The 14,937-nt window shown below is 49.8% G+C and carries 12 protein-coding genes; 8 read left to right on the forward strand and 4 right to left on the reverse strand.

The genetic code is table 11. The features are described from left to right. The first annotated feature begins 31 nt into the window (after positions 1-31). The gene (locus AAC022_RS15325; protein ID WP_339732292.1) at positions 32-871 is read left to right on the forward strand and encodes a hypothetical protein; all 840 of its coding nucleotides are present in this window, start codon (positions 32-34) and stop codon (positions 869-871) included. Positions 872-1,067: 196 nt separating this feature from the next. On the opposite strand, the gene AAC022_RS15330 is transcribed toward AAC022_RS15325, so the two are convergent. Further along, entirely contained in the window at positions 1,068-2,003 is a 936-nt protein-coding gene (locus AAC022_RS15330; RefSeq protein ID WP_339732293.1) for a serine acetyltransferase, read from the reverse strand. A 522-nt stretch (positions 2,004-2,525) separates the two neighbouring features. Here AAC022_RS15330 and AAC022_RS15335 point away from each other — a divergent pair. Together AAC022_RS15335 and AAC022_RS15340 are read left to right on the forward strand one after the other, a co-directional pair. Beyond that, positions 2,526-3,791, forward strand: a complete 1,266-nt coding sequence (locus AAC022_RS15335; protein WP_339732294.1) for an HD domain-containing phosphohydrolase — start codon at positions 2,526-2,528, stop codon at positions 3,789-3,791. A 99-nt stretch (positions 3,792-3,890) separates the two neighbouring features. Continuing rightward, the gene (locus AAC022_RS15340) at positions 3,891-4,655 is read left to right on the forward strand and encodes a CPBP family intramembrane glutamic endopeptidase (protein ID WP_339732295.1); all 765 of its coding nucleotides are present in this window, start codon (positions 3,891-3,893) and stop codon (positions 4,653-4,655) included. Positions 4,656-4,676: 21 nt separating this feature from the next. Here AAC022_RS15340 and AAC022_RS15345 read toward each other — a convergent pair whose 3' ends face one another. Together AAC022_RS15345 and AAC022_RS15350 are read right to left on the reverse strand one after the other, a co-directional pair. Further along, complete coding sequence (locus AAC022_RS15345) at positions 4,677-5,390, reverse strand: hypothetical protein (protein WP_339732296.1); 714 nt, start codon at positions 5,388-5,390, stop codon at positions 4,677-4,679. A gap of 63 nt (positions 5,391-5,453) precedes the next feature. After that, on the reverse strand, positions 5,454-5,996 hold the full coding sequence (locus tag AAC022_RS15350; protein ID WP_339732297.1) for a DUF2617 family protein: 543 nt from the start codon (positions 5,994-5,996) through the stop codon (positions 5,454-5,456). Between the two features lie 309 nt (positions 5,997-6,305). On the opposite strand from AAC022_RS15350, the gene AAC022_RS15355 reads away from it, so the two are divergent. From AAC022_RS15355 to AAC022_RS15365, 3 genes are all read left to right on the forward strand, one after another. After that, positions 6,306-6,698 (forward strand): BlaI/MecI/CopY family transcriptional regulator, encoded by a 393-nt coding sequence (locus tag AAC022_RS15355; RefSeq protein ID WP_339732298.1) that lies wholly within the window; start codon positions 6,306-6,308, stop codon positions 6,696-6,698. Continuing rightward, the gene (locus AAC022_RS15360; protein WP_339732301.1) at positions 6,691-10,056 is read left to right on the forward strand and encodes a M56 family metallopeptidase; all 3,366 of its coding nucleotides are present in this window, start codon (positions 6,691-6,693) and stop codon (positions 10,054-10,056) included. Before AAC022_RS15355 ends, AAC022_RS15360 begins: the two co-directional genes overlap by 8 nt. A gap of 241 nt (positions 10,057-10,297) precedes the next feature. After that, positions 10,298-10,870, forward strand: coding sequence for a VOC family protein (locus tag AAC022_RS15365; RefSeq protein ID WP_339732304.1), 573 nt, complete (start codon positions 10,298-10,300; stop codon positions 10,868-10,870). A gap of 52 nt (positions 10,871-10,922) precedes the next feature. Here AAC022_RS15365 and AAC022_RS15370 read toward each other — a convergent pair whose 3' ends face one another. After that, positions 10,923-12,422: a sigma-54 dependent transcriptional regulator gene (locus AAC022_RS15370; RefSeq protein ID WP_339732307.1), complete on the reverse strand. Its 1,500-nt coding sequence runs from the start codon at positions 12,420-12,422 to the stop codon at positions 10,923-10,925. Positions 12,423-12,850: 428 nt separating this feature from the next. Between AAC022_RS15370 and ispD the strand changes: the two genes are divergently transcribed. Continuing rightward, positions 12,851-13,618 carry a 2-C-methyl-D-erythritol 4-phosphate cytidylyltransferase gene (gene ispD, locus AAC022_RS15375; RefSeq protein WP_339732309.1) on the forward strand — a complete coding sequence of 256 codons (768 nt, stop codon included), beginning with the start codon at positions 12,851-12,853 and terminating at the stop codon, positions 13,616-13,618. 210 nt (positions 13,619-13,828) lie between these two features. After that, on the forward strand, positions 13,829-14,338 hold the full coding sequence (locus tag AAC022_RS15380) for a hypothetical protein (protein WP_339732311.1): 510 nt from the start codon (positions 13,829-13,831) through the stop codon (positions 14,336-14,338). The last annotated feature ends 599 nt before the right edge of the window (positions 14,339-14,937 follow it).

Raw genomic sequence — 14,937 nt, forward strand, 5'->3', positions numbered from 1 at the left:
GTTCCTGTCTCAACACGAGGTTGAAAAGTCTGTGGTTGTAGAATCTTCCCACCAGTTTTCTCTGGAAATCACGAAGGGGAAAACAAAATTTCCCATCCGTCCTCTTCAGGGGGCGCGTCTGACAATTGGAGCAGGCTCTTGTTGTGGTCTCCAGTTAGCCGGCGGTGACATGCCAATCCTGCATACGGTAGTGCATCTTGAACCGGGGGAAGTCAAAATTGAAGCCATCGCTCCTCAACCAAAGTTATTTATGAATGGGATTCCAGTTCAAACATCAGTCATATCTGATGGTGATGTGATTACGATTGGGGCAATCGAATGTGTATTTCGTCTGTCCAGCCCACAAACAGCAACGAGCATTTCCAACGCTAGATTATCTGGCTCGCCGCTTGAGACGAGCGCACCTTTCACCCCAGATAAAAAAAGAGATCACTCAATGACGAATGAAACGACTCTAAAGGACCTGTCAGCATCTGAACTTATCGACCTGATCGAGCAGGATTTCCAATTGATTGAACAATATGAATCACGAAGGGAACAGGGGGCTGCCGCATTACTATCTCAGATTCGGCACCAGAAAGAAGAGCAGGAAGAGCAACTTGCCAACCAGGAAACACTTTCCGAACAGGAACAGAAAGGTCTGCTGGCTGACTTGGAAGCGATGATGGAAGAACTGACAAAGTTCTCTGACGAGTTACAACAACGTGCCGACCAGCTCACCAGCCGCGAACAAAACTATGAAGTAGCCGCCGCTTCGATACTGCAGACACAGGAAAAGCTGGCATCGCAACTAGATCGCACTTTGGATCATGTGGGTTCCATTAAACGCGAACAGCAAGAAGATGATGGACCACAACGCGCTATTGCCTAATATTATTTATTTACGATCAAATCCTGTGTGAGTTCATATTACTGAATTCACACAGGATTTTTTTATAGCTGTTCAGAGCGAAACGGCTTTAGGGGCTGGAATTGATTCGTCTTTCCAGCCGGAAATGCAACTTGGTCGAATATAACCTGGTCGAATGCAACTTGGTCTAGAGTAACCGAAGCCCCGTCGCTTTGATTCAGGAGGCTTCGCGAAACCGCAGTGATGGTTTTTCGATGGTGACAATCGTATTCGGCACCACGCTTTTCATCAGCGAGACACTGGCGCCAATCACTGCGTCCTGGCCAATCACCGTGTCGCCTCCCAGAATGGTCGCGTTGGCATAAATGACAACCCCTTTTTCTATCGTGGGATGTCGTTTCTGCTCACGAATGATGCGGCCTTCGGAGTCTTTCGGGAAGCTTAATGCACCGAGAGTGACCCCTTGATAGACCTTCACATGCTCGGCAATTTCGCACGTTTCGCCAATCACAACCCCCGTACCATGATCGATGAAGAATGAGAGGCCGATGGTGGCGCCGGGGTGGATGTCGATTCCGGTTTGTGAGTGTGCCCATTCCGACAACATGCGCGGGATGATGGGCACATCCATTTTGTATAATTCATGCGCAATGCGGTAGATGGTAATTGCTTCCAGACCGGGATAGCAGAAGATGATTTCATCAAAGCAGGTCGCCGCCGGATCTCCGTCGAGTGCGGCCTGGACGTCAGTCGCCAGAGCACGCCGGATCTCAGGAATGGTTTCCAGGAACTGAATGGTTTTCTGCTGGCCTTCCGCTTCAAAATCGATCTTGCGGAGCTCTTCGCAGTCGGCACCGTGCTTCTGGACATACTGGTGCCGCATCGCGCGACCGATCTGGACCGTCAGAATATCATGCAGGGAATCGATGATGTTTCCGACATGATAGGTGACATTGCCCAGGTGCAGGTTCTGACGTCGGCTGTAGCCCGGAAAGATGATATCCTTCAAGTCTTGAGCCGCTTCGATAACTGCATCCTGGCTTGGAAGAGGACAATGACCCAGATGATGAACCGTACCAATCTCATGATACGTTTCTACAATACGGTCAGTAATTTCGGGGAGTCGCTCTTTTTGCCGGAAATCCGTAGCCATTAGAATTTTCCTGCCTGTCGGTTAGGATCGAGTTGAATTCTGAAAACTGATAAATGCCCTGTGCATTCAGGACACTCCATGATCGGTAAAAGTTCTTCAAATTGCCTCAAGCTCCAGGCTTGTTCCCTGAATTCTATGCTTGTTGGCAAAATCACCACAAGTAGACGGGATAAAAAATACCCTTAAGTCTCAAATCGGCGTCCCTGCGACCGGAAATTGAGCAATTCTGCTAATCGGCACAATTGACTCAGGTATTATCGGAGTCGCCTGAAGTTCTGCTACTGCACGTTCCCTCAAAGCCAGATGCTTCCGTGTCCCTTCAGGTTCCAGCGCACATGATGTAAGTGATGCTACGTCAACATGATAAGTGCTGTTTTTTACAGTTACCCCAATCTGAAAAATCTCCAAACGGTTCAATCATCCCCTATAGAACCGCCGATAGACACTTTAGAGAGAGGTTCCTGAACCCTTCGCATCACAAACCATTGATGCGACGCGTGCCCATCCGACGGAAACGAGATCGTGAATCATACCACCAGACTGCTCCGCTGGCTTGCTCCACCCGTTCGTCAAGAACGAGATGACTGGACGGCTTTGCGTGCGCAGGCGTCTGATCCACTGAAAGCGGATGATCCAGAATATGTGACCCTGCGAAAACAGTACCAGGAACTGAACGAACAAAATCAGGAACTGAAAATATCCGGTCAACAACGAACGCTGATTCAGCTTCATATTCGAGTGCAAGTAATTTTGCAGAGATGCCGCCTCTACTTGGATCACCATCCCACGCATCCAGTCTCCCGACCACAATTGCCGATTCTGGATCGAATTCTGGATTATGTGCGACAAGAGCAACAATACATTCGGCAGCAGTTATTATTGAGCCAGACCTCATTGCACTATCTGAAGCAGTTGAAAGAGGCGACACAGGAGATTTGGACGAAACCGTTTTGTAATCCGAACTATCTGCTCAACCTGTTACGCAAGATCCGAAATGACGACGTGCATCTGAGCGATACAGGTCAGATCTTGTTTTTATCATTCAATGATTTTCTGAATGTCGCCAAACAGAGCATGCCGGAGGATGATTTGCCTGTTTATGTGCGCGGTCTCGAAACCGCCCGCATGATCAATTCTGTCAGCCGACAGGTCCAGGATTGGCGGGATAATCCTGAGTTGTTGATGATGGCCGGTTTGTTGCATGATTTTGGCTGGTTGATGCTGAAGCAAAACAAGACCGACCTTTCCACCGATCAACAGAAAATCGTAGCTGATGAACGGGGAGAGCATCCTGTTCTGGGAGCCGCTTTACTGGGTGGTGTGCGCGGATTTCCGGGAGCTTCCTACCTGTGTGAAGTCGTGTCGCAACATCACGAGCGTCTGGATGGGACTGGTTATCCACGTCGGTTGCATACGACGGCGCTCGGCGAACACGCGCGGCGAATGGCAGTTGTCTGCCGCTTTCTGGAATTGAAAAATAACAGTCGCGAATTGACGGCTGACGGAATTCGGATCTTTGATAGTGAAGAAGCGGCCTTTGCGGCAGCACTGCAGCTGTATCGGGAAACCAATCGGGGCGAATGGGATGAGACGGTCGTCGGTCAAATGTTAGCGGCCCTGGATCCCAATTTACCCGAAGAACTGATTGTGGCCGATCGACATAATGACCCCTTTTCGCTCAGGCGATTCCAAAACTATCGCCATGATCAATCAGAACAGCAGATACCGCAGCCCCACTTCCAGACCAACGCCGATTTGACCAAAACCAAACCGAGGACAACGAGTTAATCCAGATTCACCGAGAGCGTGGCGGGCCAGGGCGACGCTGATCTGGAATCAACGGACCTCAGACGCGACAACAAACCCGAACCCGGGCAGACGTAAGATATGACACAGAAAAATAACTCTCAAAGCGAGATTGCTTTCGCCGGTGATGGTTACTGGGCTGAAGCACGGCAGCCATTGGTCTGTCTGGTATTTCTGGCCCCGCTCTTGTTGATCTACGAGTTGGGCGTGATTTCGATGGGCGGCAACCAGCCGGAGTTGATCCGCAATGGAGCCGACTACTGGATGCGGAGCTGGTTATCGCAACTTGGGCTTACGCAAACGTTTCTACTGCCAGCACTGATTGTCGGCACGCTGCTGATGTGGCACATTGTGTTAAAGCATCCCTGGAAGTTTTCCGGCGAGACGCTGCTGGGGATGTTTGCGGAGAGCCTGCTGTTTGCTTTCTGCCTGATTATATTAGGACAGGTACAGGATCTGGCGTTTCAGCAATTACCGCAGCCGGTGACGATGTTCATCGAACGAGAGTCGGCTTCGCGCGTCGTTAGTTTTGTCGGCGCCGGCGTGTATGAAGAAGTCATGTTTCGTCTGTTATTGCTGCCTCTGTGTTATCTACTGTTTCGGGGAATGCTGCTTGAGGTGCGTCCCTCTGCCGTGCTGGCGATTATTTCAACCAGCCTGATCTTTTCACTGGCACATTATGTGGGTGCCTCGGGTGATCAGTTTTCGGTCTTCAGTTTCACCTTTCGAACGGTGGCGGGACTCTTCTTTGCCGGCCTGTTTTTTCTACGCGGATTCGGGATCACGGTCGGCGCACACGCCACCTACGATGTCATCGTGGGTGTGATGCTGGTCTCAAGCCCTTAGTCGCATAATGCGTCTCAAGGTTTACCAGAAGCGATAATAGCTGCGGCCGTAGTAGCCCATGTTATAGCCGGACTGAAACGTAATGCTGCCAGACAAGGTCGGCCGATAAGGCCAGAGCCCGCTGTTGAGTCCGTAATAACTCCCATAATAACCGGGGTAGTAGGACCAGGGAGAGCCGTAGTAGGCACCCCAGGTAGGAGCATACGTTCCCCAGTAAGGAGTGTAACTTCCCCACAACGGAGCATAGCTGCCGCCGAACACGCTGTAGCCGCCACCATAGGGAGCGTAACCACTTTGAACCCCCGAGTAAGGCGAGCGATAACAGGACGAATATGTGTTCCAGGCGCCACAAAACCGGCGAGAGTAGCCTGTATTGTAGCCGTAATAAGAATTGTTGGCGGCCGGATAGTGATAAAAACTATAGTAGCTGGGGCGGTAGTATCGATAGCTGGCGGCAGCAGCGTAGGGACGATAGCGGTAATTATACCGCCGGGCACCATAACCATAGTACGTGGAACGAGGCACGGAATAGTTGCGTCGATAACGAGTGGAGTAGCGGTAGCTGGAATGGTGATTCCGATAACGGGCGCTGGCTGAAGAAGAGTAATACGCGCTGCGATAGCGGGACACAGAACGCGACGCCGCTTCAGACGGGGAATCAACGAAAGCCAGTGTGCACCAGCAGAAACAAAACAGCAGGAAAGATCGTAAAGACAACACTTGATCGCCTATCATGGTTAGCGGTTACCCGTCGTCCCTGACGCTGATCAATGACATCCTTTTATATTTAATTCTCGTTTAAAACTCGAACAACGATTGCGTTTTGACCACAGCCAGCTCATCGGGGAATGTATGAAACGCATGGATCAACAGACTCGATTGATTGGCTTCGAAATCAATAATACTCAAGGCGCCGGGAGTAAGCCGACTTTCCGAGATAAAGTGATACGCCAGGTCGGCACGCTCTGCATCCATCAAATATTCTTCATGCACGTTTTTAAAAATCGTATAATCGAGTTCTTCCAGTTGATAACTGACCTGATAATACAGGCCGGTATCCAACTGGACCGATTCCGAGCGACAACCCCGTACCGGTTTTTCCAGCAGCCGTTTCTGGCTCGGCAGCGGATTTTGAAACGAAGTCAAAATCTCACACACCGATTTTTTCTGATGTTGAATACTGGCGATATGGCCGGTTTCACAGATGCGTAACGTGGCAGAATAATCTTTCTGTACAATCTCCACAGTTGCGCAAGTTGTGTAAAGTTCGGGGTGGATGGAGCGCCCTATCAATCGAAAGATCAAATCATTTACTTTCGGTCTGGCAGATCGGACACTCATTCAATGGATTCCCAAATAATGGAAATTGTTAATACATAAATACTTAACGATTTCTGATGCAGATGAAACTCAATCGAATTCATTCGCAACCCCTCAAAATCATGCTCTGATTCTAAGCGATTGGAAGACCAATTCCAAACATGGTTTGATAAGAATTTCAAAGTCCCCCCTATTTTTAACATCGCCCAATTTAAGATTGACTTTGGGGGCGTCGGTTGACTGAATCCCTCGATTTTGGGAAACGCCACTTGACTCAAGTACAAATGTAATTAAACTTCTTCAATTACACTTGTACTTGAAGGTAGAAAAATGACCGAACGACCTGCCCTCTCCAAAGGGGAAATGGAAATTGCCCGTGCGTTATGGGATTTGAAACACGCGACGGTACGTGAAGTGTTTGCATCATTCCCCAAATCACGTGCCATTGATTTCACAACCGTCCAGACCTACTTGCGCAGGCTGGAGAAAAAGGGGTATGTGAATGTCAAACTTGACGGCCGCACGCGCATCTATTCGCCGCGCGTGAAACCGCGAACCGTGATTCGGGAAACCGTGGATGATCTCGTCGATCGGCTGTTCGCCGGCGAGACGTTTCCATTAATGCAACATCTGATTGAAGACCGGAATGTCAGTCGGCAGGATCTGGACGCGTTAAAGACCTTGCTGGACCAATTGACGGAGGAACGTGATGCAGATGAATGATACGACGTTCGTGCAACTCGTCTGGCAGCAGTTCTGGCAATGTACGTTGCTGGTGCTGGTCGTCTATTTGATTTGTAAGTCGATCCGGTTCCGCCGCGCGCATTTGACGTTTCTGTTGTGGTTCCTTGTTCTGTTGAAATTTATGACGCCCCCACTTTGGAGCAGTTCCAGCGGACTGTTTTGCTGGGTACAGGAGTCATTGACTTCGACGGCAGAGGAAAACCCGTCGCAACAGGAACAGCACTCTCTCACGCTGACCGAATCGATCCGACTACTGATTGGCGATGATCTGAATCAGTTGCCTGATGTCGAGACAAATTCTCCACAGACGAAAATCACCGTTCATGACGGCGCTGTATTTGAGGATCAAAATCGATCCTCGGAAACGGCCTCGGTTCTGCCAGAGACGGTCTTGAAAAAGACCGAACCGCGTTCGCTTAGATACACTTTCCTGGAAGTCGCATTGCCCGTATGGGCGTTCGTGGCTCTGCTGATCATGACTGTGATGGGCATACGTTATGGACGCTGCTGGCTGATTTTACGACGAGCGGGCGAGCAGCATTTGCCAGAACTGGATCAGTTATTAGAGCGACTCTGTCCTGAGTTACATTTGAAACGCCGCGTCAGACTCATGATTACCAACAGCCGCTTGGGGCCGGCGGTCATCGGCCTGTTTCGCCCAACAATCATTCTGCCGACTGCAATCACAGACGCGCGTTCCTTACAGGAGCTGGAACCAATTCTGGCACACGAGTTGATTCATATTCGCCGCGGCGATTTATGGATTGGCCTGCTGCAACTGCTGGCGTCGGTGGTCTGGTGGTTCCATCCGCTGGTCTGGTTCACGGGCCGTCGATTGAAGTTGGAAATCGAGCAGTGTTGTGATGAAGAAGTGCTGGCCGGGTTAAATTGTGATCCGCGATTGTATGCGAAATGTTTGCTGGAAGTATTGGAGCTGAAGCAAACACTCAACACGGTTCCCGTAGTACCGGGCGTGCGTCCGGTGGAAATTACCTCTAAACGTCTGGAGCGAATCATGAAATTGGGACATGGATGTCAAAAGCGAACTCCCTGGTGGTACTGGATGATTTTTGTGATGCTCGCCGCAGTCGTACTGCCGGGCGCTGCGTTTGTGGTGACCGCTGCGGATCCGCCTGAAAGTGTACTAGCGATAGATAAAACCGAGAGTACTGTGCTCAGTCAGCAGACGGAAACGGGGCCAATCCAGTCGCTGCCTTTTTATGATGAATTGAAACATGTCGTAAATTTAAACAAGCGTTTCCGTGATATGTATTCAACCGATCTTTCTTATCTCTCGCCTGAGATTGATATGCACGACTGGGTTTCTCGTACGACTCGTATTCGCGCTTATCCGATTAAGAAGTTGCTGGAACAGGCCCGTAAAGCTGTGGGATCAGTGCGGGCGGAACAGGTATTAGAAAAAAAAATCAATGTACGACTTCGGGAAATCAGAGAAATCTGGACTGCAAACCAGAAACCAAACTATAACACTGGCGCACCTTTCTGTTTCGAAGCAGTTCAGGTACCACTCAAAGATGAGCGAAAACAATACGGCATGATAGTCTACGGCGGAAATTGTATCCGGAACGATCAGCTGATTGTGTGGGCGAAGGATGATCAATATCACCGGCAAGTTGAACAGGCGTTGGCTGAGCTGACTCAGGAAGAATTCACGCCGCTAGAGTTGAAAATGAAATTCATTGCGATTCCACGCGGCTTGCTGAAAGGGATCAGCTCAAAGCGTAAGAGTATAAAAGTCTTTCAAGTGAAGCAGATTTCGACGGTTGCTGAAGGAGCGAAACAAGGGGAACTTGTTTCAGTGGGACCAGAAACGATTAGCCGCCCCTCGCTGATCTGCGAAGTCCTCGATGAAAAACGCTTTCGTGAAGTTCAGGAATCGATTACGATAATGGCGTATACCCAGAGTTTGTCGGCTCCGCGCATCAGGTTTATGGAGGGCCAGTCCGTTCAGTTTGAAACGAAAAACCGCTCTGTTTCTGAGACAAAAACTATGGGTGCCGGAGAGCATCATTCCGGTGTAAACTATTCTGTCGGACTGGCCACTGACGTCACCTATTCCGAGCACAAGGGGATCAACAAACAGGGAATGTTGAACTATCGGATCACGTTTTCGGAAAATGCAGGCCTGACGAAACAGAAAGTAACTGATCAGCAAACCGGCCAGGAACAAGAGCTCGGAGTTCCGTTAGTCGTTGAACGGCACTTCAAAGATGCCAGCCTGATGAAACCGGGGCAGGTTCTGCTCGTAGGTGGCTTGGAGCTGAAACAGGACACAGAAGAACCGAAAGTGCTGCTCGTCATGTTCCAATTGGATCAGGTAAAACCTGTTGAAACAAGTCAAGTGCTGTTCGGCGGGGGAGTCAACAGCGACGCCGGTGTGACCGGAACGATTCAACTTGATGACGCAAAAGCTAAGGAGAAGCTGGTCACGATCACTTATCCTGTTGCGGATCTAGTGGTCCCCGTTCCGCGTAAGCTTTCCATCCCGGCAAAGATGTCTGGCCCAGTGCCACAACCACGGTTTGAACCATTGATCGAATTGATCAAACAAAATATCACACCGGAAGCATGGGCCGATTCCAAGCAGTCCGGCAGCACGATCATGCCTTATCCCAATATGCTGTCGCTGATCGTACGGCAAACACGGGAAGGGCATGAGCAACTATCAGAGTTATTAATGAAACTCAGAGCCGTTCAGGATAAAATGCTGCAACTGAATATGCAGGTGATTGTCGTGGATGATATGCAGGCCTGGCTCAAAGAGTGGGATCTGTCTCAATCCCACGAGGACCGAAAATTATTGATGCAGTTGCAAGCACAAATTCCTGATCACAGTATCGTGCTGAATTCAAAACAGGTCGCATTATTGAAACAGATGTCGGAACAGGAGAAGCGTGTGAATCGTTTGCAACAGACAAAGCTCACGCTGTTCAATGGGCAGTCTGCAGAACTGAACTTGTTTGGTGAGCATCCACCTCACGAAAAGCCACAATATCGCTATCGTGTTCAGGTCCGACCGGAGTTGCTGCAAGATCAAAACGTACGACTCTCCTTCGCCATCAATGCCAAAGATGCTCTGGATGCGCTCTCCCAGTTCAACGCAGCGATCATTCCCAAGGGTAAATCCGTATTAATCGACATTACTGAGCATATCACAGATAAAGAATCGACATTCCTGCTCCAGCAATGGGTCCGTCAGACGCAACTGAAATACCCCAAAAAACCGAAACGCTGTTTTCTGCTGGTCACTCCGGCAGTGTTGCAGGTTTCTGATGCGGCTGAGCAGCAGTCGATTTTCCCACGCCCTGCGCGTTAAAGGACCAGTACCTGACCAGCGGGAACGAATCCGCCAGAGGTCATCCACCAATGGAACGACTCGCGATCAATTCCACTCAAAATCACAAGATCAATTTGTAAACTAAGTTGCGATTTTAAATAGTTTTGGATAAATGGGTCAGATCGGCTTGAGGTCTGAATCTGATCAAAGTAGCCTGATATGTATTAGGCCATCCCGTGAATGATGTGTGCCTTTTTATTTTTACTTCAGGAGTCACTCGATGAAGAATCCCAGTTTTGTCAATCGCGAGCTAATCTGTACGACGATGATTGTATTGGCCGTGAGTGGGTTAGCTGCATGGGCCGCCAACAGCAAAACTGTTCCCGATGCAGAATTTGCGAAGTCGACCGTCGATTTTGGAATCGTGGTCAGCGACATTGATAAGTCACTCAATTTTTATAAAAACGCCCTCGGCTTAAAAGAACGCGAGCCGTTTGAGGTGACTCCGGCAATGGGGGCAGACTCGGGGCTGTCTGATAATCTGGCATTCAAGGTCTATCCGCTGGTACTGGAAAACGACAGCACCGCCACAAATGTGAAATTGATGCAGTTTAAAGATGCACCCGGAAAGAAAGTGGATAATTCCTTTATCCACTCTTCATTGGGTGTGAGTTATCTGACAATCTACGTCAAAGATACCACAGCCGCATTGGAGCGAGCCAAGGCGTATGGTGTGAAACCAATCGCCAAAGGCCCGGTCGCATTGCCGGAAGGATTCCCGAAAGGCATTTATCTGACGCTGCTGCGTGATCCTGACGGGAACCTGATTGAACTGGTCGGTCCCAAGAAGTAGACAGATCCCATTCGAATCAACGTTGAAAAATGATGGCACTCTCCGGGTGCCATCATTTTTTCGTATTCATGCCGTACTTCTTCATTTTGTTGTACAGCGTCACGCGGCTGATGCCCAATGTTTTAGCCGTATTTGTGCGGCTGTAGTTGTTCTTGAACAGAGCCTGTTCGATCAAATCTTTTTCCGTGACTGCGACCTGATCTCCTAATCGTTCTGAATCAGTTTGAGAATGGCCTAGAACCACCGACGGATCATTGGTCGGGCCAATATGTCCCATCAAAAGATGAGACGGCAGATTCTCTTTACGCAAGACACCTTCGCGACAGTAAATGACGGCTCTGCGGATCACGTTTTCCAGCTCACGCACGTTGCCCGGCCAGGGATAGGAATGCAAAGCTTCCATGAATTCTTCGTCAATCCGATCGATCATGATCTTGTGCTTCAATGACATCTTCCGTACGAAGTCATTGGCCAGCGTAATGATATCGGCCTTTCGTCGCCTTAACGGCAGCACATCGAACTTCAGCATATTCAATCGATAATAAAGGTCAGGCCGGAACTTGCCTTGCTCGACCAGCGGTTGCAGATCCATGTTACTGGCGACGACCAGACGAGCCTGATTGACGTGCGTCTTATTCGAGCCGATCGGTTCAAATTCTCCCGTTTCAATCACACGTAACAGTTTGACCTGCTGCTCCGGGCCTAAGACATCGATTTCGTCGAGTAGAACCGTGCCGCAACCAGCTGCAAGAAACTTGCCATCTTTATCGGCATGAGCACTCGTGAACGCACCCCGGACATGGCCGAATAGTTCACTTTCAATCAAGTCGTTCGGCAAGGCACCACAGGCGACATTCAAAAACGGTTCATTACGACGCGGCGAGACATCGTGAATCAATCGCGAGAGATACGTTTTACCGGCTCCCGTTTCACCGATCAACAGCACCGTCACATCATGTTGCGCGGCAATTTCCAGCTCATTCAACATGATTTTCATCTCATGTGAGTTTGTTTCGAAGCGGCGGGTAATTCCATGAGAGCCTGCGTCCTCGGGAACGGCACGTGCGGCCTTAGGTTCTACAGGCAGGTGTGAACCGACTTGACTTCCCATAGGTGATCCTCCGGAACTACTGCCTTGAGCGGCATTCATGGCGAGTGATTTTGTGACGACAACTTCTTCATCGGGATTCAGACAGGAATCAATTTCCAAGAGCAGTTCTGCTTCACTGTCAAAACCTTTGATGTGCAGGATCTTGCTACAGGCGGCACGGCGTTCCAGAATTTCCGGACACTCTGTTTCCGTCAGCATGATCAACTCTGCATCGGGAACGGTGGTCTGAATCAGCTCCAGCAAATGATCTTCCTGATGACCGCCGGAAATCAGAAACCGCAGATCCACCAGCACGGAATCGATGGTCTGCTCGCGGCAATGCCGGTGACAATCTTCCAGGTTGCTGCACAGGATCAGGTGAAATGTTTTTTTGAAATGAGCAAGGATCTGCTGCTGAAGCACCGTGTCATGTGTTACCAGAATCAGTGTAGGAAGTTCCATAATGGCTTTCTCTATTTCAAAATACAAAAAGTGGATTCTCTGGATTGCAAAGTCTGTGGTCAGGGGGACAGAGAAGGACCTGTCCGGCGTCTCCGTTTAACGAAGTGCTTCTGTTTTTAAACAAATGGAGTGCCAACTTGTTAAGGTTTCCAGACACATCACACATAAGACGTTTCACCGAAAAGACTTATACAGATCTAAACATTCGCGAAACGACGGAAATACTCGCGGTAGATGTGGCGAAAAAACACCAAACGTGGTGCATGTTGATTTTTATCAACAGAAAGCAACACGCTGATTTCACGCGTCAGGCTTTCATGCGCATCTCGGCAGAAACAGAGTGGGTCTACTATTGGATGACGATTTACGGGTTGTTAAACTTCAGAAACAGACAGTCTTGAAGCATCTTCAATGGAGAGGAAAACACAGTGGCGAGCTTTGCAGTGATTCTGGCAGCAGCCGGCAAGAGTACGCGGTTTCGATCGAAGGGCGCTGAAATTTTGGGGGCGGGACCTCAGAAGAAGCCGTTCATGGACCTCAAAGGGCGCGCGGTCTGGGTGCGATCGGCTGAAATTTTTTCGAACCGCGAAGAAGTGAAACAGTTGCTCATTTCGGTTGCGGAAGAAGATATCGAATGGTTCAAGCAAAAGTTCCGACCGAACCTGGCATTCATGGAGATTGAAATCGTGGCCGGCGGTCTGGAGCGGGCCGATTCTGTTCAGAATGCTTTGGCGCGTGTGAAAGCGGACATCGACTATGTTGCCATTCACGATGCGGCCCGACCATTGATTACCGATAAATGGGTTGGTGAAATCTTTGCTGCTGCAGAAAAACATGACGCCGTCATCCCCGCCGTCCGGGTTTCCAGTACGCTCAAACGGGCCGACAAAGAGCAGCGAATTCTGGAGACGGTCGACCGCACCGATCTCTGGGCAGCACAGACACCACAGGTCTTTAAACGCCAGTTGTTGTTAGACGCATATGCACAGCGCGGTGATTTCCAAGCCACGGATGAAGCCCAACTGATCGAAAATCTGGGGCACCCGGTGAAGATTGTCGAAGGCTCGCCCCTGAATCAGAAGATCACGACGGCCGCTGATTTCCGGATGGCGGAAGCTCTGGTCAATGCCCTGCCAAAACCGAAAGGCATCCAGGCACTGCATCCGTTTGCCGATGAAGAACCGCACGGGATTTAGTAAATAATTCATGAGAATTGGGGGAAGGCTGGATTTATCCAGCAGATCCCGTTTGAGATGAAGCTATAGATTAGTTAGACTGATTCAACCTCTCTTCAGGAGAGAAGCACAGCCCGGTGGAGCAGTCCGGCGTGCCGCTTTGTGAAAGATAGCTTCTGATATCCATCCTGTTTCAGACACCAGACTCTTCTCAATGAAAAGGAAGCGACCATGAATTCGACCCCCGAAGCAGCCGCGACTCCAGAACCAGCTCCAAAACCAAAAAAACAGGTCAGTGCCCAGCGTCGTGTGATCTCCTGGGTCTTTATTGCGATTTTGCTCGTGATCGTATTGCTGGAATGGCGTGCAAAATCATCACAGGCAAACACAGTAAAAAGCATGGAAGCGGCGATGGCAAAGGCGGGTGATTCAGCAGAATTCCCGTTTACTGAGTTTCAAAACTTCAAGCAGGGGAGTCCTTCCGAAGACGTTGATGAAACGGGGGCGATCTTGCGGAAACACCATTATCGCTGGAATGGCATTTTCAAAACCTACGACCTGCGGGTACTCGTCGATGAACATGAGATGGTGGTTACATTCGACACCTTACCAGAAGGTGATACCGTTGGCGGCATCCGTCGCATTTTGAAAAAGAATATGGAAACCCTGAAGAAAAAACAGAAGGATCTGATAGAACAATCATCCGGTGATGCAAAACCGGGTGAAGCAGAAAGTAAGTAAACGGCTTTACCAACTTTCCGCTTTCAATAAGATCGGGGGGGACCAAATGCCATTCGGGACACCCCTTTAAGATTGACCAACTTTGGGAAACCAATCCAAAACGGCTCTCGTGCGTCACTGAAAACAGCTCTCGTATGCCACTGAAAGCAACTCTCGAGTGCCACTGTCGGCTGGCCCGACAGTGCGCGCAGGCAGCATTCGATCACTCTGTTTCGCAATCAAAACGAGTGGGCACGAATATATTTCGTGCCCAGCGCAGGCAGCAAGAGGTGGCAGAGAAGACAGATGAATTTGTCATCCCGCAATGAGACCGATTCGTAGGGGACCCGCCCGCCTTGTGAGACTCAACTCTGTTTTGCCGTGTGAATGGAACCAGTTAAAACACTCGCACGTTGGCACGCACACCACTCTGCCCCTGCGGGCGGACACACGGGTCCGCACCCTACCGCAACACAGGACGGTAAGGTTCCTCTAGTATTGAACCAGCACCATCAGACAAGCCGGGCGGTGTCACACGGAGCGTTAGTTTTTGATTCGAATCTTCGAGCGCCGGGTGCCACGATCCGGCTTGCCCGGTCGTGCAAACTTAAGAACGGCTA

Source organism: uncultured Gimesia sp. (assembly GCF_963976445.1).
Classification (GTDB): domain Bacteria; phylum Planctomycetota; class Planctomycetia; order Planctomycetales; family Planctomycetaceae; genus Gimesia.